Origin of the sequence: Kitasatospora sp. NPDC049258 (genome assembly GCF_040678895.1) — a bacterium.
GTDB lineage: Bacteria > Actinomycetota > Actinomycetes > Streptomycetales > Streptomycetaceae > Kitasatospora.
The window spans coordinates 25415-46405 of the sequence record NZ_JBFAQT010000046.1 but is presented as its reverse complement, the minus strand read 5'-3'; the positions used below and the strand labels follow the sequence as shown (position 1 = coordinate 46405).

Annotated in this window: 18 protein-coding genes; 13 read left to right on the top strand and 5 right to left on the bottom strand. The window is 72.8% G+C overall.

All coding sequences use genetic code 11. The annotated features are described in order from the left end of the window. Positions 1 to 210 precede the first annotated feature (210 nt). Positions 211 to 1125 (top strand): serine protease, encoded by a 915-nt coding sequence (locus AB0K43_RS27610; RefSeq protein ID WP_363644381.1) that lies wholly within the window; start codon positions 211 to 213, stop codon positions 1123 to 1125. Between the two features lie 197 nt (positions 1126 to 1322). Here the strand turns inward: AB0K43_RS27610 and AB0K43_RS27605 are convergent, their stop codons facing one another. Continuing rightward, a complete protein-coding gene (locus tag AB0K43_RS27605; protein ID WP_350640652.1) occupies positions 1323 to 1553 on the bottom strand; it encodes a hypothetical protein in 231 nt (76 codons plus the stop codon). A gap of 496 nt (positions 1554 to 2049) precedes the next feature. Between AB0K43_RS27605 and AB0K43_RS27600 the strand changes: the two genes are divergently transcribed. From AB0K43_RS27600 to AB0K43_RS27575, 6 genes are all read left to right on the top strand, one after another. After that, positions 2050 to 4161: a DNA topoisomerase IV subunit B gene (locus tag AB0K43_RS27600; RefSeq protein WP_363644378.1), complete on the top strand. Its 2112-nt coding sequence runs from the start codon at positions 2050 to 2052 to the stop codon at positions 4159 to 4161. Between the two features lie 159 nt (positions 4162 to 4320). Further along, complete coding sequence (locus AB0K43_RS27595; RefSeq protein WP_363644376.1) at positions 4321 to 4800, top strand: DUF1453 domain-containing protein; 480 nt, start codon at positions 4321 to 4323, stop codon at positions 4798 to 4800. 31 nt (positions 4801 to 4831) lie between these two features. Then, on the top strand, positions 4832 to 5992 hold the full coding sequence (locus AB0K43_RS27590; RefSeq protein ID WP_363644374.1) for a histidine kinase: 1161 nt from the start codon (positions 4832 to 4834) through the stop codon (positions 5990 to 5992). Beyond that, on the top strand, positions 5962 to 6702 hold the full coding sequence (locus AB0K43_RS27585) for a response regulator transcription factor (RefSeq protein WP_363644372.1): 741 nt from the start codon (positions 5962 to 5964) through the stop codon (positions 6700 to 6702). The genes AB0K43_RS27590 and AB0K43_RS27585 overlap by 31 nt, the downstream gene beginning before the upstream one ends. A 369-nt stretch (positions 6703 to 7071) precedes the next feature. Continuing rightward, positions 7072 to 7449: a DUF485 domain-containing protein gene (locus AB0K43_RS27580; protein ID WP_363644370.1), complete on the top strand. Its 378-nt coding sequence runs from the start codon at positions 7072 to 7074 to the stop codon at positions 7447 to 7449. Beyond that, positions 7446 to 9077: a cation acetate symporter gene (locus tag AB0K43_RS27575; protein ID WP_363644368.1), complete on the top strand. Its 1632-nt coding sequence runs from the start codon at positions 7446 to 7448 to the stop codon at positions 9075 to 9077. Before AB0K43_RS27580 ends, AB0K43_RS27575 begins: the two co-directional genes overlap by 4 nt. Positions 9078 to 9137: 60 nt before the next feature. On the opposite strand, the gene AB0K43_RS27570 is transcribed toward AB0K43_RS27575, so the two are convergent. From AB0K43_RS27570 to AB0K43_RS27560, 3 genes are all read right to left on the bottom strand, one after another. Then, on the bottom strand, positions 9138 to 10403 hold the full coding sequence (locus AB0K43_RS27570; RefSeq protein WP_363644366.1) for a pyroglutamyl peptidase: 1266 nt from the start codon (positions 10401 to 10403) through the stop codon (positions 9138 to 9140). A 111-nt stretch (positions 10404 to 10514) separates the two neighbouring features. After that, positions 10515 to 10919, bottom strand: a complete 405-nt coding sequence (locus AB0K43_RS27565; RefSeq protein WP_363644364.1) for a hypothetical protein — start codon at positions 10917 to 10919, stop codon at positions 10515 to 10517. Positions 10920 to 11136: 217 nt separating this feature from the next. Then, complete coding sequence (locus tag AB0K43_RS27560; RefSeq protein ID WP_363644362.1) at positions 11137 to 12039, bottom strand: sucrase ferredoxin; 903 nt, start codon at positions 12037 to 12039, stop codon at positions 11137 to 11139. A 161-nt stretch (positions 12040 to 12200) separates the two neighbouring features. Here AB0K43_RS27560 and AB0K43_RS27555 point away from each other — a divergent pair, with 161 nt between their 5' ends. The 4 genes from AB0K43_RS27555 to AB0K43_RS27540 are packed head-to-tail and all read left to right on the top strand — an operon-like array spanning position 12201 to position 15246. Continuing rightward, on the top strand, positions 12201 to 12497 hold the full coding sequence (locus AB0K43_RS27555; RefSeq protein WP_363644360.1) for a type VII secretion target: 297 nt from the start codon (positions 12201 to 12203) through the stop codon (positions 12495 to 12497). Next, the gene (locus AB0K43_RS27550; RefSeq protein WP_363644358.1) at positions 12494 to 13924 is read left to right on the top strand and encodes a putative T7SS-secreted protein; all 1431 of its coding nucleotides are present in this window, start codon (positions 12494 to 12496) and stop codon (positions 13922 to 13924) included. The genes AB0K43_RS27555 and AB0K43_RS27550 overlap by 4 nt, the downstream gene beginning before the upstream one ends. Then, a complete protein-coding gene (locus AB0K43_RS27545; RefSeq protein WP_363644356.1) occupies positions 13925 to 14488 on the top strand; it encodes a hypothetical protein in 564 nt (187 codons plus the stop codon). A gap of 59 nt (positions 14489 to 14547) precedes the next feature. Next, positions 14548 to 15246 (top strand): hypothetical protein, encoded by a 699-nt coding sequence (locus AB0K43_RS27540; RefSeq protein WP_363644354.1) that lies wholly within the window; start codon positions 14548 to 14550, stop codon positions 15244 to 15246. A gap of 62 nt (positions 15247 to 15308) precedes the next feature. Here the strand turns inward: AB0K43_RS27540 and AB0K43_RS27535 are convergent, their stop codons facing one another. Beyond that, positions 15309 to 17756 (bottom strand): DNA topoisomerase IV subunit A, encoded by a 2448-nt coding sequence (locus AB0K43_RS27535; protein WP_363644352.1) that lies wholly within the window; start codon positions 17754 to 17756, stop codon positions 15309 to 15311. Between the two features lie 337 nt (positions 17757 to 18093). Here AB0K43_RS27535 and AB0K43_RS27530 point away from each other — a divergent pair, with 337 nt between their 5' ends. After that, positions 18094 to 19434, top strand: coding sequence for a pitrilysin family protein (locus AB0K43_RS27530; protein ID WP_363644350.1), 1341 nt, complete (start codon positions 18094 to 18096; stop codon positions 19432 to 19434). 20 nt (positions 19435 to 19454) lie between these two features. Then, entirely contained in the window at positions 19455 to 20822 is a 1368-nt protein-coding gene (locus AB0K43_RS27525; protein ID WP_363644395.1) for a pitrilysin family protein, read from the top strand. The last annotated feature ends 169 nt before the right edge of the window (positions 20823 to 20991 follow it).

Sequence of the window (20991 nt, the reverse complement as noted above, 5' to 3'; positions counted from 1 at the left end):
CCGGCCGACCGAGGAGCCCGGCGCTTCCCCACTGCGGGGGAGTGCCGGGCTCCTCGGCGTTCCGGGCTCCTGGGCGCTCTGAGGTCCCCGGAGCCCTGACGTTCCCCGGAGGTCCTGGCGGCGTCACTCGCGGAGCTGGTGATCACTCGTCCGGGTGGCCTCGCGGGCGCCTTCGCGACCCAGCGTGCCGGTCCGACTACGCTGTGGCGGTTGGCTGCTGTCGAACCACCTTTGGGAGACCTGGTGCTGCCCACCTCGGACGCCCGCCCGCCCCGCCCCGCCCCGGCCGTCGCCGGCCGATCCCGCAGGGCGGTCGCGTTGCTGGCGCTGGCCGCCCTGCCGGCCCCGCTGATCACCTTGGGTGCGGCGGCCCCGGCCGCCGCGCAGCGCCGGATCGTCGGCGGCTGGACCACCACGACCAGGGATCACCCCTGGATGGTGGCGCTGTCCAGCCGGGAGCAGTTCGGCAGCGCGCGCTCCGGCCAGTTCTGCGGTGGCGCGTTGATCTCCGCCACCAAGGTGGTGACGGCGGCGCACTGCTTCTACAACGAGAGCACCGGCCGCCGCACCGACCGGCCCGGCCTGCGCGTGGTCATCGGCCGTGACGATCTGAACACGCGGGACGGCCGGGAGGTGGCCGTCCGGGACGTCTGGGTCGACCAGGGTTACAACTTCACCACCAACGAGCGGGATGTGGCGGTGCTCACGCTCGCCGAGCCGCAGTCCGGCCGGGAGCCGATCGATCTGGTCGGCCAGGGCGAGAGCGATCCGTACCGGGCGGGCACCCAGGCCCAGGTCTTCGGCTGGGGTGACACCACGGGCAAGGGTCGCTACTCACCGACGCTGCGCGAGGTCGAGGTGCCGATCATCCCCGACGCGGACTGTGCGCACGCCTATCCGCCCGGTGCCGACAGCGCCTTCGACGCGCGGACGATGGTGTGCGCCGCGGCTGAGCACGGTGGCAAGGACGCCTGCCAGGGGGACAGCGGCGGGCCGCTGGTGGTGGCCGGCCGACTGGTCGGCCTGGTCTCCTGGGGCACCGGCTGTGCCGAGGCGGCCCACCCCGGGGTCTACACCCGGGTCGCTTCGGTCTCCGATGATGTGCGCTCCGTGCTCGCACGGTGACGCAGCGCCACGCGGCCCCGTGGCCGCGCACGCTCAACCCCGGTGTGGGGAATGCCACTCGACACGGTGTCAGCGGGTGACCGGACGCTCACGTGCGGTGGGCGGAAAAACGCCGGGGCCGGTGGGCAGGCTCGAAAGCCTGCCCACCGGCCCATCGACCTGGCGGTCGACTCAGCTCGTCGGGGCGAGCGCGGAGATCAGCGCTCGTCTTCGCCGGCCGTGGCAGGCGTCGCGGTCAGCCGACCGCTCTCGTCCTGTATCTCCACGGCGATCTTCTTGAGCTCAGGCTCGAACTTCCGCCCGTGGTGGGCACAGAAGAGCAGCTCTCCGCCGCTCGCGAGGACAACGCGCAGGTAGGCCTGGGCGCCGCACCGGTCGCAGCGGTCAGCCGCGGTGAGCGGGCTCGCAGGGGTCAGAACAGTAGTCACGTCGCCTCTTCTCTAGCTCGACGAGCTGTCGTACCAGGGTCAACATCCAACCAGGTCGATTTCGTTCCCGCTCGTGGCTTTTCTCGGTTCGAGGATTCTGCAGTGTTGTTGATGAGGACGTGCCCCGGGGTTCGGTGGTTCATGCGTACCGAATCCGACGACCCGCCGATCGGCCTCGAACGTCCTAGCGAAGCGATGTCCGGGGTCCGCGTAGCATAATCCTCTGCTGGGTTGGAGCATAAGCCCCGTCCCGGGCCCCGCTACCCTGCATCCCAGCAGCTCCGCCGCCTGCTCCCGGTTCTACGGCCCGCCAGGAACCGTGGTGTCAGGTGGAGATGGCACCCTGGAGCCGCAGGCTCCGGTGAAGGTCTTGTTCGCGCAGCGCGTACAAGCCGAACGGAGCCGGGAAGCCGGTGTCTCAGTTGCTGAGAGAGCGGGGCGCCTCCGGGCGGCCGTCCGGTCAGCCGAGTCAGAACGTCATTGAGGAGTGCAGCGAGTGAGTGCTGAAACGTCCGTGCCGTCCGCTCTGGTCGCCGGGGAGGACGGCTCCAACTACACCGCTCGGCACCTGCTCGTCCTGGAGGGCCTGGAGGCCGTCCGCAAGCGGCCCGGCATGTACATCGGTTCGACCGACAGTCGCGGTCTGATGCACTGCCTCTGGGAGATCATCGACAACTCGGTCGACGAGGCCCTCGGCGGCTACTGCGACAAGATCGAGGTGCTGCTGCACGGTGACGGCTCGGTCGAGGTGCGTGACAACGGCCGCGGCATCCCGGTCGACGTCGAGCCCAAGACCGGACTGTCCGGGGTCGAGGTCGTGATGACCAAGCTGCACGCCGGCGGCAAGTTCGGCGGCGGCTCCTACGCGGCCTCCGGCGGCCTGCACGGTGTCGGCGCCTCGGTCGTCAACGCGCTCTCCGCCCGGCTCGACGTGGAGGTGGACCGCAGCGGGCACACCCACGCCATCAGCTTCCGCCGCGGCACCCCGGGGATCTTCACCGAGCTCAGCCCGGACGCCCCCTTCGAGGCCGGCAACGGTCTGAGCAAGAAGGGCAAGGCCCCGCGCGGCCGCACCGGTACCCGGATCCGGTACTGGGCCGACCGGCAGATCTTCCTGCGGGACGCCAAGCTCTCGCTGGAGAGCCTGCACAGCCGTGCCCGCCAGACCGCCTTCCTGGTCCCCGGCCTCACCATCATCGTCCGTGACGAGCGCCTGACGGAGAGCGAGAAGGTCGAGGAATCGATCTTCCGCTTCGACGGCGGCATCGGTGAGTTCTGCGAGTTCCTCGCCCCCGACAAGCCCGTCTGCGACGTGCTGCGGCTCCAGGGCGAGGGCACCTTCAAGGAGACCGTCCCCGTCCTGGACGAGGTCGGCCACATGACCCCCACCGAGGTCACCCGCACCCTCGGGGTGGACATCGCGCTGCGCTGGGGCGCCGGCTACGACACCACCCTGCGCTCCTTCGTCAACATCATCGCCACCCCCAAGGGCGGCACCCACGTCACCGGCTTCGAGCGCTCGCTCGCCAAGACCGTCAACGAGGTGCTGCGCTCGGCCAAGCTGCTGCGGGTCGCCGAGGACGACATCACCAAGGACGACGCCCTCGAAGGCCTCACCGCGGTGGTCACCGTCCGGCTGGCCGAGCCGCAGTTCGAGGGCCAGACCAAGGAGGTGCTCGGCACCTCGGCCGCCAACCGGATCGTCTCCGCCGTGCTCGCCAAGGAGCTCAAGGCCTTCCTCGCCTCCACCAAGAAGGACGAGAAGGTCCAGGCCCGCGCGGTCATGGAGAAGGTCGTCGCCGCCGCCCGCACCCGGGTCGCCGCCCGCCAGCACAAGGAGGCCCAGCGCCGGAAGACCGCGCTGGAGACCTCCTCGCTGCCCGCCAAGCTGGCCGACTGCCGCAGCGACGACGTGGACCGCAGCGAACTCTTCATCGTCGAGGGCGACTCCGCCCTCGGCACCGCCAAGCTGGCCCGCAACTCCGAGTTCCAGGCGCTGCTGCCGATCCGCGGCAAGATCCTCAACGTGCAGAAGGCCTCGGTGGCCGACATGCTCAAGAACGCCGAGTGCGCCTCGATCATCCAGGTGATAGGAGCCGGCTCCGGCCGGTCCTTCGACATCGACCAGGCCCGCTACGGCAAGGTCATCTTCATGGCCGACGCCGATGTCGACGGCTCGCACATCCGCTGCCTGCTGCTGACGCTCTTCCAGCGCTACATGCGCCCGATGGTCGAGAAGGGCCGGGTCTTCGCCGCCGTCCCGCCGCTGCACCGGATCGAGCTCACCAACCCCAAGCGCGGCCAGGAGAAGTACCACTACACCTACTCCGACTCCGAGCTGCGCCGCACCCTGCTGGGCTTCCAGAGCAAGGGCCTGCGCTGGAAGGACCCGATCCAGCGGTACAAGGGCCTCGGTGAGATGGACGCAGACCAGCTGGCCGAGACCACCATGGACCCGCGCCACCGCATCCTGCGGCGGATCAACCTGGTCGACCTGGAGTCCGCCGAGAAGGCCTTCGACCTGCTGATGGGCAACGACGTGGCGCCCCGCCGGGACTTCATCGTCAACTCGGCCGCCACCATGGACCGCTCGCGCATCGACGCCTGACCTCCGTCGGAGCATCCGGCCCGCCCCCGAGGGGCTCTCCACCCGAGGGTGGAGAGCCCCTCGGGCTTGCGGTTCCACCCCTGCTCCGAGGCCGCGGCGGGCCGTGATCCGTAGCGTTCACAGGGTCAGCAACGCCCCTGTCCGAACGGAGCCCCCGCCATGAGCGGCCTCGTGAACGCCCTCGTCATCCTCGCGGTGATCGCCCTCGTGGTGACCAGGCAGCTGCGCCCGCGCAAGGTCGCCACCGAGCGCCGGTTCTGGCTGCTGCCCGCCGTCCTGGCCGTCCTCGCGCTGCGGGATCCGCAGCTGATCGACCCGGCGCACCGGGCCGAGGCGATCGGTCTGCTGGCCGCCTCGGTGCTGACCGTGCTCGCGATGGGCTGCGTCTGGGGCTGGACCGTCCGGCTGTGGCGCTCGGAGGACGGCACGGTCTGGGCGCGGGGCACCAAGGCCACCATGGCCGCCTGGGTCGGCATGATGGTGCTGCGGCTCGGCTGGTACGGCCTGGGCACCGCCCTGCACGTGCACCAGAGCAGCAGCGCGCTGCTGCTGTCGCTGGGCGGCCTGCTGCTGGTCCGCTCGCTGGTGGTGAACTGGCGCACCCAGCACCTGGAGCACCCGCAGCACGTCGCGGCCTGACCCCCGTAGCACCGGCCCGGAAGGACCCGAGGTGAACCAGGAGACCTGGACCGGCTGGCCGGCGGCCGGTGCCCACGGCGGGGACCGGCCGACCCGGCCCCGGCAGGCGCTGGGCCTGGCCGGCCGGCTGGTCCTGCTCGCGGCGACGCTCACCAGCACCTTCGCCGACGGCCGGTTCACGGGGTGGGCGGCGGTGGTCGCGGCCGGCTGGATCGTGTCGGCCGTCCTGCTGTTCGCGCTGTTCTTCCGGGCCGCCCGGGGTCGGCGGATCCTCGGTGCGCTGCTCGCCGCCGGGGCGCTGCTCGCGATCGCCGCGCTGGCGAAGGAGGGCGGCGCGGACGTCCTGGCCGGGGTGCTGTGGTGCGGGCTCGGGATCACCGCCCTGATCCGGCTGCCGCGGGCCGCCGGGCTGCCCACCGCACTGGCCGCGCTCGGCAGTTACGCGGCCCTGGGCGACGAGCCGCTGCTCGCGGGCCTGGCCACGGCGGGCGGGCTGGGGCTGCTCGGCTGGCTGCTGCGGCTGGACGCCGAGGCGCGCGGCACCCAGCACCGGCTGCTCCAGCAGGAGCGCGCGGCGCGGGCGGCCGAGGCCGAGTCGGCGGCGCTCGCCGAGCGGGCCCGGATCGCCCGGGAGATCCATGACGTGCTGGCGCACAGCCTGTCCGCGCAGCTGGTCCACCTGGAGGCGGCCCGGCTGATGCTGGACTCCGGGGCGGCCCGCGAGCAGGTCCGCGAACGGGTGGTGGCCGCCCGGCGGATGGCCCAGGAGGGGCTGTCGGAGACCAGGCAGGCGCTGTCCGCGCTGCGTGGCGACCTCACCCCGGTCGGTGAGTTCCTGGTGGAGCTCGCCGGGCGGGAGCAGGCCCCGCTGCTGGTCGAGGGCACCCCCCGGCCGCTGGCCGCCGAGGCGGGGCTGGCGGTGCGCCGTACCGCGCAGGAGGCGCTCACCAACATCCGCAAGCACGCTCCGGGGGCCCGGACCGAGATCCTGGTCCGCTACCTGGCGGACACGGTCGAACTGGAGGTCCGCAACGACCGGTCGCCGCGCGGCGGACCGGCCGGTGAGCTGGCGGCCAGTGGCAGCGGGTACGGTCTGCTCGGAATGCGCGAACGGGCCGAACTGCTCGGCGGTGAACTGCAGGCGGGCGAGGTGGACGGCGGATGGCGGGTCTTGCTGAAGGTGCCGGCGTGAGCGCCGGGCAGCCGGTGCGGGTGCTGGTGGCGGACGACCAGACGGTGGTGCGCGAGGGGATCGTGATGCTGCTGGGGCTGCTGCCGGACATCGAGGTGGTCGGTGCCGCGGCGGACGGGGAGGAGGCGCTCCGGATGGTCGCCGAACGGGCGCCCGACGTGGTGCTGATGGACCTTCGGATGCCGCGCTGCGACGGGGTCGAGGCGACCCGTCGGATCCGGGCCGGGCACCCGGCCACCGAGGTGGTGGTGCTCACCACGTACGCCGACGACGACTCGCTGTTCGCCGCCCTGCAGGCCGGCGCTCGCGGCTACCTCACCAAGGACGCCGGCGCCGAGGAGATCGCCCGGGCCGTGGCCGACGTCCGCTCGGGCGCCGCCGGGCTCTCGCCGCAGGTGCAACGGCGGCTGCTGGAACGGCTCTCCGGGGCCGCCGCCCCCGAGGCCCCGGCCGCCCAGGCCGCGGTGCCGCCGGCTCCCGCGCCGCCGGGCGACCGGGCCGCGCCGCCGGACGGGCTCACCGCGCGGGAGGCGGAGGTGCTGGCGCTGATCGCCGAGGGCATGTCCAACGCCGAGATCGCCCAGGAGCTCTACGTCAGCCAGGCCACGGTGAAGACCCACATCAACAACCTCTTCGCCAAGACCGCGGTCCGGGACCGCGCCCAGGCGGTGGCCTACGCCTTCCGGCACGGGGTCCGCCGCAGTTCGTGATCTGACGGGCCCTCACCTGATTGGGTGAACGTATCTGCAACCCGGCCCGAGCGGGCCGAGAAGCGCGGATCCTGGTGCGGTCAGCGTACGACCGGAAGCACCCCCTCCGGTCGGCGAACCCGACGCCCCGCCCCCCACGCGGAGCGTCCCGGTCATGGAGTACCAGTGGCACAGCAGGAGAGGTTCGACTGGTGGGCCGCCGAGCCCGCCGGGCGCGTGGCGGGACAACCGGCACGCCGGGCCGGAGCCGTCCGGCCGTCCCCGGGGCCCGGGGCCGGCCCGGCCGCGAAAACGCCGGCCGGGCCCGGCGGGCGATCCGGCAGGCCCGCGCCCGCGCCCGAGTCCGGCCCCGACCCCGTCTTCCTGGCGATGCCCGCGGTGCCCGTGGCCCGGCCCGCGCCGACGGCCGCCGACGCCGCCGAGCGCACCGCCGCGACCGGCCAGGTCTACCGCGCCGTCCAGCAGAGCCCGGCCTTCCAGCAGATCCGCCGCAGCTACCGGGGCTTCGCCTTCCCGGCCACCGGGCTGTTCCTCGGCTGGTACCTGCTGTACCTCGGTGCCCAGGCGGCGGCCCCCGGGCTGATGCGCCGCCAGGTGGCCGGGCCGGTCAACGTGGCCTGGCTGCTCGGCCTGCTCCAGTTCGGCTCCACCTTCGTGCTGACCTGGCTGTACGCCCGCAACGCCCGCACCAAGCGGGACCGCGCCGCGCTCGAGCTGCGCTGGGACACCCAGGACCAGCTGCGGTGACCGGCCACCTGGCGTCCCCCGCGGCTCCCACCGGTACCCACCACGGCCTGGCCGTGGCGCTCTTCGCGGTGGTCGTGCTGGTCACCCTGGCGATCACCCTCTGGGTGGGCCGGCGCGGCCAGGCCGCCGAGGACTTCTACGCCGGCGGCCGTGGGTTCGGCCCGCTGCAGAACGGCCTGGCGCTCTCCGGGGACTACCTCTCGGCCGCCTCCTTCCTCGGTGTCACCGGCCTGATCGCGCTCTACGGCTACGACGGCGTGCTCTACAGCATCGGCTTCCTGGTGGCCTGGCTGCTGGTGCTGATGCTGGTCGCCGAGCTGGTCCGCAACGCCGGCCGCTACACCCTGGCCGACGTGCTGGCGGTGCGGATGCGGCGGCGTCCGGTCCGGGCGGCGACCGGCACCGCCAGCGTGGTGGTCTCGCTGCTCTACCTGGTGGCCCAGATGGTCGGGGCCGGCAGCCTGGTGGCGCTGCTGCTCGGCACGGACAGCGGCGCCGCCAAGGCCTGGACGATCGTGGCCGTCGGCACGCTGATGATCGTCTATGTCACGGTCGGCGGGATGCGCGCCACCACCTGGATCCAGATCGTCAAGGCGCTGCTGCTGCTGGTGGGCTCGGTGCTGCTCACGGTGCTGGTGCTGGCCCGCTTCCACGGGGACGTGGCCGCGCTGATGCGCGCCGCGGCAGACCGCAGCGGGGCCGGCGCGGCCTACCTGGAGCCGGGCCTGAAGTACGGTGCCAGCCGGACCAGCCGGCTCGACTTCGTCAGCCTCGGCCTCGCCCTGGTGCTGGGCACCGCCGGGCTGCCGCACATCCTCAGCCGCTTCTACACCGTGCCCACGGCGCGGGCCGCCCGGCGCTCCACCGTCTGGGCGATCGCCCTGGTCGGCGGCTTCTACCTGATGGCCGTGGTGCTCGGCCTCGGAGCCGGTGCGCTGGTGGGCGCGGCGGGCATCCGGGCGGCCAACCCGGCCGGGAACACGGCGGTCCCGCTGCTCGCCCTCGACCTCGGCGGCGGGGCGGGGTCGACCGGGGGAGTGGTGCTGTTCGCGCTGATCTCGGCGATCGCCTTCGCCACCATCCTCGCGGTGGTGGCCGGCCTGACCCTGGCCTCCTCCGCGGCCTTCGCGCACGACCTCTACGCCCGCGCCTGGCGCCGTCCCGACGAGCGGGAGGTGACGGAGCGCCAGGAGCTGGCGGTGGCCAGGTCGGCCGCGGTGGTGATCGGGGCCGTCGCGATCGTGCTGAGCCTGTTCGCCCAGCGGCTGAACGTGGCCTTCCTGGTCTCGCTGGCCTTCGCCGTGGCGGCCTCGGCCAACCTGCCGGCCCTGCTGTTCAACCTGTTCTGGCGCCGGTTCACCACCCGGGGTGCGGTCTGGGCGGTGTACGGCGGCCTGGTGCCGGCCGTGCTGCTGGTGCTGTTCTCGCCGGTGGTGTCCGGCTCGCCGGGTTCGGTGCTGCCAGGGGTGGACTTCCACTGGTTCCCGCTGGAGAACCCCGGTCTGGTCTCCATCCCGCTGGGGTTCCTGGCCGGTTGGATCGGCACCGTCACCTCCCGCGAGGTGCCGGACGCGGACCGGTACGCCGAGTTGGAGGTCCGCTCGCTGACCGGGGCGGGCGCGGTCTGAGGCCGGCCCCGGTCAGCGCGCGAGAACGGGGAGTTCGGTGCGGTCAGGAGGGTGCGGCGGTCAGGAGGTCGCGGCGGTCAGGACGGTGAGGATCTCCGCCGTGATCGCGCTCTCGTTGCGCTCGAACTCCGGGCCGGTGAGCTGCTCGCGGTCGGCGGGCAGGCCGGTCAGCACCGGGGTGTGCAGGTGGCCGCCGGGCAGCGCGGGGTTGAGCTCCAGCCGGAGCCGGTTGCTGCGGTAGGCGACCTCGTTGGAGAGGTAGCCGCCGCCCCCGCCGGCCACCGCGCGGGAGCCCGGCGTTGGCCCGTCCTCGCGGTCCACCGGCTCCGTCGCGCCGGCGGGTATCTCGCTGACCTCGGTGTTCAGCAGGACCGGGTACGGCGTCCGGGTGGCGGCCGTCATCGCGCCCGTCGGCAGCGTGCTGGCGATGAACTCCGGGCCCGGGCCGAGCCCGGGGGCGTCCACGGGATGGTCGTAGCTACCGCCGGACAGCGCGCCCCGGTTGTCCGGGTAGGGGTCGGCCGAACGGGCCCGGCCCGCCCAGGCCTCCAGGGTGAACAGGCCCGGGTAGCCCTGGCTGATGGTGGTGATCAGGTCGGCGGCCCGCGGTCCGGCGGCCATCCGGGGGCCGAACGCGCGCTCCACGATGCCCTGGTCGAAGTCCGCGTAGCGGACCGGGAGGACGACAGCCCTGATCTCGGCCCGACTGCCGTCCGCCATGGTGACCTTGCGGCCGTTGAGCTGAAGGGCGGCGGAGCCCGAGGGGTTGGCGGTGCGGACGTCCCCGTCCAGGCCGAACGGGTCGAAGCCGCTGATGAACACCCGTCGCACGCCGGGCGTTGCGCTGAAGCCGTTGTCGCTCAGGCCGCGGGAGGCGTCCTCGAACCTGGTCCGCAGCGCGGCCCGGTCGATCGCGAACGCCGGCTGCCAGGAGTCCAGTTGGGTGGTCATCGTCACCCTGGTCCAGTACAGCGGGCGGTCGTCGCCGGCCGCCAGGGCGCCGCCGGGGCGTCGGCCCTGGGCACGGTCGACCGCGGTCTGCCACAGCGCCTCGCCCCAGGCGTCCAGCAGTCGCCCGGCCTCCGCCGGGTTGCGGACGGTGCACAGGGCGGCCGGGAAGCGGGCGGTGAAGGTGCTCAGCCCGGCCCGGTCGACCAGTGCGGTCGTGCGGGGGTCCTGGAGCCTGCTCTGCTCGCGGTCCGGGGCGACGGCGGCGGTGCGGCAGCCGGGCGTGGTGTCCTGGGCCGCGGCCGCGGGTGGGGCGGTGAGCAGGGCAGCCGCGCCGAGCAGGGCGGCGGCCAGCGGAAGACGGGGGGAGGGTTTCATGCCATGTGACATTACACTTGCACCTCTCCGGTGGGCAGGGGTGAAACCGGACGGGCCCGCGCCCGGTCGGGCTCCACCCCTGCCGGGGCGTCGGATGCGACCGACCGGGCGTCAGTGCGGGTTGGTGCAGGTGGTGGACTGGAGGTCGACCCGGCCGGCCGGGCCCCCGGTGGCGCAGACCAGGGTGAGGAAGTCGGTGGTGACGGCCGGCGTGCTGAGCTGGATGGATCCGGACTGGATGCGGGTGGCGGAGGCCACCGTCTGCCAGGGGCTGCCCCAGGCCCGCTGGACCTTCACCTCGACGCGCAGCATGGTGAGTTGGCTACTGGAGGCGGCGTTGATGCTCGCCGAGCCGATGATGCCGGTTCCGGTGCCGGTGGGCTGATGCCAGGCGCACGGGGTGTTGGCGAGGGTGGGACAGGAGGTGCCGGCCGGGGTCGCTGCGACGGATGGGCCGGCAGCCAGGGCGAGAACCCCGGTCGTGGCTACCAGCAGGCTTGCGATACGAGAAATCATGGCACTGTTCTCCTTTGAATCAGAGCCGGGTGGCTTTCAGTGCCGAGCATGTCATGTACGTGACCGGTTGGTCACTGTGGGTTGTCTCACGTTTGACGAGGCGTCGGAACGTTCGGTCGGCCATGATGCGGCGGGGCGGGGCATGGAATGACGAAGGGCGGATGACAGATGGTGAAATCTGTCATCCGCCCACCGGCGAACCGAAACTGTCGGTCGGTCAGATCGCCGTGATCGCGACCACGTCCATCCGCGAGGGCAGCCCCGGTGCCTTGCCGCAACTCTCCGGCCGGGGCGGCTCGCTGACCCCCGCGGCCACCGAGACCCGCCAGCGCCGCCCGTCCCGGTGGGCCACCTCGACGGTCCAGCCACCGTGGCCGTCCGGCCGCTGCTCCAGCGTCAGCGCCTCGGCGTCGCCCTCGCCGGTCGACTCGCGGACCGCCTGCTCGGCGGCCTGGCCGGGGCGGTCCCAGCAGGAGCGCCCGCGCGACCACTCGGGCACCGTCCGCCCGTCCGCCGTCGCGGTCAGCACCTCCTTGGCCGCGGCGCCGCTGAGCCGCCCGTACGCGTAGCCGTACGGCAGTACCAGCATGGTGGGGGAGAAGCGGTGGCCGCCCAGGTGGGTGACCTCCCAGACCTCGGTGTGGCCGGCGGCGGCCAACTCGGCGGCCAGCGGGCGCCCGAGCACCGCGCAGCACCGGTCGCGGCGGCCGTTGGTGCACACCAGGGCGATCGGATCGCCGCGGTGCTCGGTGCCCAGCCCGTCGTGCCGGCCGGCGCCCAGGGCGGCGAGGTCGAGCTCCAGCAGCCGGGCCGGATCGGCCGTGCGCAGCCGGCGGATCCACGAGGCGCCCGGCCGGGTGTGCGCGACGATCACCTCGTGCTCGGCGTCCGGCTCCAGGTCGGCGTGGCGCCCGGGGCGCCGGATCAGCGCGACCCGGACCCCGGTGCCGGCGGCGGCCGAGTCCAGCGCCCGCCCCAGCTCCTGGTCCAGGTGGCTCTCGGTGAGCGCCTTCGCCCCCCACGGGCCGGCCTGCTCCAGCAGCAGCCAGGTGGTCGCGGTCGCCGCGGTCGCGGCCAGCGGCTCGGTCAGTTCGCGGGACAGCGTTGTGCAGGTGCTCACCCGGTCAACCCTACTCGGGCCCCGCCCGTCCGGGTCCGGCGCCGAGGCCCGGCGCCCGGCCCCCGGAGCCCCGACGCCGGGGGCCGGGCGCCCGACGGGGCCCGCGAATACCGTGGCTATGCTGATCCAATTACCGTTGTTGACCAATCCTTGGGGGAGTCTTGGGTTCGTTCTTCTCGGTCGAGGTCGGGGACCTCGACCGACTGCTGGCCGATCTGCACCGGAGTCAGGACGAACTGCGCACCGCGCTCAACGCGATGCGCGACACCGGCCCGAAGAGCACCGGCAGTCAGACGCTGGACCACGCCTGCGACGAGTTCCACGACAGCTGGGACGACGCCATCAAGAAGATCGCCGACGGCACCCAGCAGGTCGAGGAGGGGCTGAACATCACCAAGAAGGCGTACACCGAGACCGATCAGGCCCTGCGGGACGCCTTCTCGGGCGGTGCCAAGTGAGCGATGCGGCGGACTTCCCCGCACTCGGGTTCGACCCGGCCCCCGGCAACCCGGGCAGTGTCGACACCCTGGTCACCCGGCTGAACACGGCCGCCGGCGCGCTGGAGAGCGCCCACCAGAGCCTCTCCTCGCTCACCCGGGTCGGCGGTTCCTGGCAGGGCGACGCGGCGCAGGCCTTCGCCGCCAAGGTCACCGAACTCCCCGGTCTGCTGCAGGACAGCGACGACGCCGTGCGCACCGCCGCCCAGCAGCTCAACTCCTGGCGCGGTCAACTGGTCTCCTTCCAGGACACCGCGCGGCGCTACGAGGTCGACGCCCGGGCCGCCAAGCAGCGCTGCGAGCAGTGCGAGGCGGCCAAGGACCGGGCGGACAGCCGCTACAACTCCGCGGCCGACGCCCCGGCCTTCCGCCTCGGCGGCCAGTTCTTCACGGACGACGCCCAGTTGAAGGAGGCCCAGGCCAGGATCGACGCCGCCCAGCGCGAGCTCGAAGTGGCCGGCGCCGAACTCGACGACGCCAAGCACTCCCTGGAGGACGCCAAGGACGCCTTCGAGGCCATCGTCAAGCAGGCCAAGGAGCTCAAGGAGGATCACCAGGACGCCGCCGAGAAGGTGGCCAAGGCCCTGCGCAAGGCCAACCAGAACGCCCCCAGCACCAGCATGTGGGACAAGTTCAAGGACTCGCTCAAGCGGGCCGGCCACGCCATCAAGGAGTGGGCCACCAAGCACGCCGATCTGCTGAAGAAGATCGGCGACTGGATGTCCATCGCCTCCACCGTGCTGGGCGTCGCGGCGCTGTGCACGGCGTGGTTCCCGCCGCTCGCGGGTGCGCTCGCCCTGGCGGGCGGCGTGATGTCGGCCGGAGCGCTGGCGACGCACGGTCTCGCCAAGCTCGGCGGCGCGGACGTCGGGGCCATGGACCTGATCGGTGACGGGCTGGGCATCCTGCCGGCCGGGAAGTTCTTCGGAACGGCCCTCAAGGGAGGCACCAAGGTTGCCACCAAGCTGGTGCCCAAGGTGGTCAACGGTGTCCGCTCCTCGACCGAGGTGGTCCGGGAGGTCGGCAAGGCGCAGCTCGTCCGGCAGCTCGGCAACGCCACCCGGGGCTCCGCGGTTCGGGTGTCCCGGCTGGTCGACGAGGGCACCGACATCGTCACGGACTTCAAGGCCCTGCCCGGCTTCGGCAACCGGATGAAGCTCGCCTGGCAGACCCACGTGGGCGTGACCGCGGGGGAGTCCATGTTCGAAGGGCTCAAGACGAGCAAGCTGGCCCAGCTGCCGGTCCTGCGGGACATCCCGTCCCTCAAGGCGGCGATCCGCGCGGACGGGTCGCTCGACCCGATGTCCTGGTGGTCCCGCGGCCCGCTGGCCGCGGCGGAGCTGCCCGGCATCGCCACCGACGTCTACGACGCTGTGACCGGAGGATAGATGTACGGGAACCACACAGCGCCGCTTCCGCCTTCGGCGCACCTGACGCCGTCCGCCGGTCGCCGGTCCAGGATCGGACTGCTGGCCTGGTTCGTCCTGCAATGGGTCTGGGTGCCGGTCGACCTCCTGGCGAGGCTGCTGATCGTCCCGTGCCTGGTGCTGAGCGAAGTCCTGAGCGATGGTCAGCGCCCCGATCGGGAGTGGCTCCGGTTCCTGGCCCGCCCGGCCACCCGCTGGGTCGGCCCGGTGCGGTTCGTCCGGGAGTGGGGGCCGGCCCAAGGGCTCTGGGACGCGCATCTGAACCGCTTGTGCGACACCGCCCTGCGGGTCTACGAGCGGCAGAGCCGGGGAGCGGTCGGTGTCCGGGGCTGGGCGTTCATCCGGCACGGCGCCGAGGGCAGGGCGCTGCTGATCTCCCCGAAGGACTACCGGGGGCTGTCCGGTGAGCGGATCCAGGCGATCGCGGCCGGGCGCGGTCTGGTGGCGCGTTCCGCCGGACCGCTCGGCATCACCCTGGTACCTGCGGGCGGTCGGAAGTCGGACCAGGAGGTCCGACACCCGTGAGCGGGCTGATCGAGGAGCGGCCGCAAGGGCCCATGGCGGACGGACTTGGAGACGGACGGATGTCGGTTGAGCAGGAGGCGGCGCAGCTGACGTCGCCGGAGGTCGGGTTCACCTTCGACGTGCCCGTGGCCTTCCACGACCTCGGCATGCACCTCTCGGACGAGCAGCGTTGGGAGCACCTGGAGGAGGTCGCGGCGGAGGTCTGGTCCGGCGGTACACCGGACCAGCGGAGCGGGGTCAGGCAGCTCTATGCCGATGTGGCGGACGCCGCCGCCGCGGACGGGGCGAGCTACGCGGGGCTGTGCATGTTCGCGACCGAGGACGACCGGGTCAGCAGCGCCTCACTGATCGTCCGGAGCGAGACGATCGAGCCGGGTGAGGTGGAAGCCATTGCCGCGATCCTGCACGAGACGCTCTCGCTCGATCCGGACTGCGACGTCTACCGGACCGAGGTCGAGGCGGGCCCGGCGCTGGTGCAGTTCACCGGCCTGCAGTGGACACCACCGGTGGCCGAGGGGCAGGCGCCGCCCGCCGCGATCCCGATGGCCAGGGTCGACGCCTACCTCCCGCTCCCGGAGGCGAGGTCTCTCCTGGTGATGTCGCTGACCACGCCGTCGCTTCCGGACCTGCCGCACTATGTGGCCTTGCTGTCGGAACTCGCCGAGACCGTCCAACTCCTCGACCACGGCCGCTCGTCCGGCCTCCCCGCGCAGCAGTCCACCGAGTCCGCCGCCCGGGTGGCGGCCGCGTTCGGCTAGCGATCACCCCGGACAGCACGACGGGGGCGCCTTCGGGCGCCCCCGTCGTGCTGTCCGCGCTGCTACAGCCGGCCGCCGATCGAGGCGATCGGTGCCGTCACCGGAGAGCCCGAGCCGTCCCGGCGCGGGTCGCGCTCCGGGAGCTGGACCGGCGCGCCGTTGGCGCCCGCCGCGCGGGCCGGCTCCGGGCCCGCCCAGGCGAACACCAGCGCGTCCTCACCGCGCAGGAAACGCTGGCACCGGACACCGCCGGTGGCCCGCCCCTTGCGCGGGTACTGCTCGAAGGGCGTGACCTTCCAGGTGGTCTGCTCGCCGCCGGCCAGCGTGTCCGAGGCCGTCGCCACCGAGACCACCACCGCGTCCGCCGCCGGGTCCACCGCCGTGAACGACAGCACCCGGGCCCCGTCCGACAGCTTGATCCCCGCCATACCGCCCGCCGGGCGGCCCTGCGGCCGTACCTGACCGGCCGGGTAGCGCAGCAGCTGTGCGTCCGAGGCGATGAAGACCAGGTCCTCCTCGCCGGTGCGCAGCTCGATCGCGCCGACCACCGTGTCGCCGTCCTTGAGGGCGATCACCTCGAACTCGTCCTTGTTCGCCGGCCACTCCGGCACCACCCGCTTCACCACGCCCTGCGCCGTACCCAGCGCCAGGCCCGGTGAGGACTCGTCCAAGGTGGTCAGTGCCAGCGCCCGCTCGCCCGCCTCCAGGCGCAGGAACTCGCTCACCGCGGCCCCGCCCGCCAGCGCCGAGGTGCCCGGCGGCAGGGCCGGCAGGTCGATCACCGGCAGCCGCAGCACCCGGCCGGCCGTCGTCACCACGCCCACGTCCGCCCGCGCGGTGGCCGGCACCGCCGAGACCACCGCATCGTGCTTGGCCCGCGAACCGCCCGCCTCCAGCGGCTCGCCGTCCGCCGTCCGCGCCAGCAGACCGGTCGAGGAGAGCAGCACCCGGCACGGGTCGTCCGCCACCTCCAGCGGCACCGACAGCGCCGCGCTCGGCACCGCGCCGGCCTCCAGCAGCACCGTCCGCCGCTCGGTGCCGAACTGCTTCGACACCGCGCCCAGCTCGCCCGAGACCACGTTGCGCAGCTTGGTGTCCGACTCCAGGATCTCGGTGAGCTCCTGGATCTCCTTGGTGAGCTTCGCCTGCTCGGTCTCCAGCTCGACCCGGTCGAACCTGGTCAGCCGGCGCAGCGGGGTGTCCAGGATGTACGCGGTCTGCGTCTCCGACAGCCCGAACCGCTCCATCAGCCGGTCCTTCGCCTGCGCGGCGTCGTCGCTGGAGCGGATGATCGCGATGACCTCGTCGATGTCGAGCAGGGCGATCAGCAGGCCCTCGACCAGGTGCAGCCGGTCCTGCCGCTTGCGCCGCCGGAACTCGCTGCGCCGGCGCACCACCTCGAAGCGGTGGTCGACGTAGACCTCCAGCAGCTCCTTGAGGCCGAGCGTCAGCGGCTGGCCGTCCACCAGCGCCACGTTGTTGATGCCGAAGGTCTCCTCCATCGGCGTCAGCTTGTAGAGCTGCTCGAGCAGCGCCTCCGGCACGAAGCCGTTCTTGACCTCGATCACCAGCCGCAGGCCGTGCTCACGGTCGGTCAGGTCCTTGACGTCCGCGATGCCCTGCAGCTTCTTCGCGCCGACCAGGTCCTTGATCTTGGCGATCACCTTCTCCGGGCCGACGCTGTACGGCAGTTCGGTGACCACGATGCCCTTGCGGCGCGCCGTCACCGCCTCCACCGAGACGGTCGCCCGGATCTTGAAGGTGCCCCGGCCCGACTCGTACGCGTCCCGGATGCCCGACAGCCCGACGATCCGACCGCCGGTCGGCAGGTCCGGACCCGGGATGAAACGCATCAGCGTCTCCAGGTCCGCGCCCGGGTGCTTGATCAGGTGCCGGGCGGCGGCCACCACCTCCGCCAGGTTGTGCGGCGGCATGTTGGTGGCCATCCCGACCGCGATCCCGGAGGCGCCGTTCACCAGCAGGTTGGGGAAGGCCGACGGCAGTACCGACGGCTCCTGCTCGCTGCCGTCGTAGTTCGGCGCGAAGTCCACGGTGTCCTCGTGGATCGACTCCACCATCGACATCGAGGCCGCCGTCAGGCGCGACTCCGTGTACCGCATCGCGGCCGGCGGGTCGTCGTTGCCCAGCGAGCCGAAGTTCCCGTGCCCGTCGATCAGCGGCAGCCGCATCGAGAACGGCTGCGCCATCCGCACCACGGAGTCGTAGATGGAGGCGTCACCGTGCGGGTGCAGCCGGCCCATCACCTCGCCGACCAGACGGGCGCACTTCACGTGCCCGCGCTCCGGGCGCAGGCCCATCTCGTTGGCCTGGTAGAGAATTCGCCGGTGCACCGGCTTGAGACCGTCCCGGGCGTCCGGCAGGGCGCGGGAGTAGATCACCGAGTAGGCGTACTCGAGGAACGAGCCCTGCATCTCGTCCACGACGTCGACATCGAGGATCCGCTCCTCGAAGTCACCGGGCGGCGGGGTGGGCGAACTGCGGCGGGCCATCGCGGCGGGGCTCCCTTGCGTCTGTCGGGTGCGTCAGATCTTGTCGGACCGAGTCTGTGGTAACTGCGTCGAACCGTACGGGGGCACGGCGCCCCCCATTGTGGACCCTCCGGCTGACAGCCACCGCCGCAGGCCACCCGCCGTGCCCGCTTCCGCCCGTGGCGAACGCGCGCCCCGCGCGGACACATCACGCACCGTCGGGCGTTGCACCACAATGGGGGAACGCCATCCGCCCCCGATCGCCATCCGCCCCCCGACCGACCCGAGGACGGGAAGACTCCCGCCTCCACGGAACTCCACGGAAGTCGCCCGCTTCCCCGAAAGGACCGGAACCCGCATGGCCAACCCGGCTCCCGCCTCCACCCGAGGCCTCGCCATCACCGAGCACCGCCTGGCCAACGGCCTGCGGGTGGTGCTCTCCGAGGACCACCTCACCCCGGTCACCGCAGTGTGCCTCTGGTACGACGTCGGCTCCCGGCACGAGGTCAAGGGCCGGACGGGCCTCGCCCACCTGTTCGAGCACCTGATGTTCCAGGGCTCCGCCAACGTCTCCAACAACGGCCACTTCGAACTGGTCCAGGGCGCCGGCGGTTCGCTCAACGGCACCACCAGCTTCGAGCGCACCAACTACTTCGAGACCATGCCCGCCCACCAGTTGGAGCTCGCGCTCTGGCTGGAGGCCGACCGGATGGGCTCGCTGCTCACCGCGCTCGACGAGGCCTCGATGGAGAACCAGCGCGACGTCGTCAAGAACGAACGCCGCCAGCGCTACGACAACGTGCCCTACGGCACCGCCTTCGAGAAGCTCACCGCGCTGTCGTTCCCCGACGGCCACCCCTACCACCACACCCCGATCGGCTCGATGGCCGACCTGGACGCGGCCACCCTGGAGGACGCCCGGGCGTTCTTCCGCACCTACTACGCGCCCAACAACGCCGTGCTGTCGATCGTCGGCGACATCGACCCCGAGCAGACCATCGCCTGGGTCGAGAAGTACTTCGGCACCATCCCCGCCCACGACGGCAAGCAGCCGCCGCGCGACGGCACCCTCCCCGACACCATCGGCCGCGAGGTCCGCGAGGTCATCCACGAGGACGTGCCCTCCCGCGCGCTGATGGCCGCCTACCGGCTCCCGCACGACGGCACCCGCGAGGCCGACGCCGCCGACCTGGCGCTGACCATCCTCGGCTCCGGCGAGTCCAGCCGCCTCTACAACCGGCTGGTCCGGCACGACCGCACCGCCGTCGCCGCCGGCTTCGGCCTGCTCCGGCTGGCCGGCGCGCCCTCGCTCGGCTGGCTCGACGTGAAGACCTCCGGCGACGCCACCATCGACAAGATCCAGGCCGCCACCGACGAGGAACTCGCCCGGTTCGCCGCCGAGGGCCCCACCGAGGCCGAACTCGAGCGGGCCCAGGCCCAGATCGAGCGGGAGTGGCTCGACCGCCTGACCACGGTCGCCGGCCGCGCCGACGAACTCTGCCGCTTCGCGGTCCTGTTCGGCGACCCCAAGCTGCTCAACAACGCCCTCACCAAGGTCCTCGACGTCACCGCCGAGGAGGTCCGGGCCGTCGCCGCCGCCCGGCTGCACCCGCAGAACCGGGCCGTCCTGGTCTACGAACCCACCACGTCGGACGACGGCACCACCGCCGACGACACCACCGAGGAGACGGCGGCATGAGCACCGACCCCACCCCCGCGATGACCTTCCACCCGCAGCCGCGGCCCGGCACCCCGTCGCCCTGGGCCTTCCCCGCACCCGAGCGCGCCACCCTGGCCAACGGCCTCACCGTGCTCCACTGCCACCGCCCCGGCCAGCAACTGGTCGCAGTCGACCTGGTCATCGACGCCCCGCTCGCCGCCGAGCCGGAAGGCCTCGACGGCGTCGGCAACATCCTCGCCCGTGCCCTCAGCGAGGGCACCGACACCCTCACCGCCGAGGAGTTCGCCGGCGAGCTGGAGCGGGCCGGCGCCACCCTCGACGCCCACGTCGACCATCCCGCCCTGCGGGTGTCGCTCGAAGTCCCCGCCTCCCGCCTGGAGCGCGGACTCACCCTCCTCGGCGACGCGCTGCGCGCCCCCGCGCTGCCCGCCGACGAGATCGAGCGCCTGGTCGCCAACCGCCTCGACGAGATCGTCCACGAGCAGGCCAACCCCGCGCGCCGCTCGGCCAAGGCCCTGTACGCCGCCCTGTTCGACGGGGCCGACCGGCTGTCGCGCCCCCGCAGCGGGACCGCCGACACCGTCAAGGCTATCGACCGCGCTGCCGTCCGGGCCTTCTACGAGGCGCACGTGCGGCCCGCCACGGCCACCGCCGTGGTGGTCGGCGACCTCACCGGCATCGACCTGCCGGCCCTGCTGGAAGCCACCCTCGGCCGCTGGACCGGCAGCACGGACGCGCCCGGTGCGCACGCCCCCGTCACCGCCGACGACACCGGCCGGGTGATCATCGTCGACCGGCCCGGCTCGGTCCAGACCCAGCTGCTCATCGGCCGGATCGGCCCCGACCGCCACGATCCGACCTGGGCCGCCCAGGTGCTCGGCACCTACTGCCTCGGCGGCACCCTCACCTCGCGCCTGGACCGCGTGCTGCGCGAGGAGAAGGGCTACACCTACGGCGTCCGCGCCTTCGCGCAGCCGCTGCGCTCGGCCGCCGACGGCTCCGGGCGGGCGATGCTCGCCATCAGCGGCTCGGTGGACACCGCCTCCACCGCACCGGCCCTGGCGGACACCTGGACCATCCTGCGGACCCTCGCGGCCGAGGGCCTGACCGACGCCGAGCGGGAGGAGGCCGTCCAGTTCCTGGTCGGTGTCGCCCCGCTGAAGTTCGAGACGGCCGGCTCGGTCGCCGCGACCCTGGCCGACCAGGTCGAGCAGTACCTGCCGGACGACTTCCAGGCCGAGGTCTACCGCAAGCTCGCCGAGCTCGGTACCGCGGCCGCCACCGAGGCCGTGGTCGCCGCGTTCCCGCCGGAGCGCCTGGTCACCGTGCTGGTCGGGGACGCCTCGGTGATCGCCGACCCGGTCAAGGAGCTCGGCATCGGCGACGTCACGGTGATCGCCAACTGAGTCCGCCCACGAAGGGCCCGACGGAGCATCAGCTCCGGCGGGCCCTTCGGTGTTATTGCCTTGCGCCGCCCTTGCGCGCCGTGGGTAGATGGCTCCCGTCACCGCTGCCACGACATCGCGGAAGGAGGCGGTCACCATGCGGGTCGAGCCCGGTCGTCCATGCTCCCCA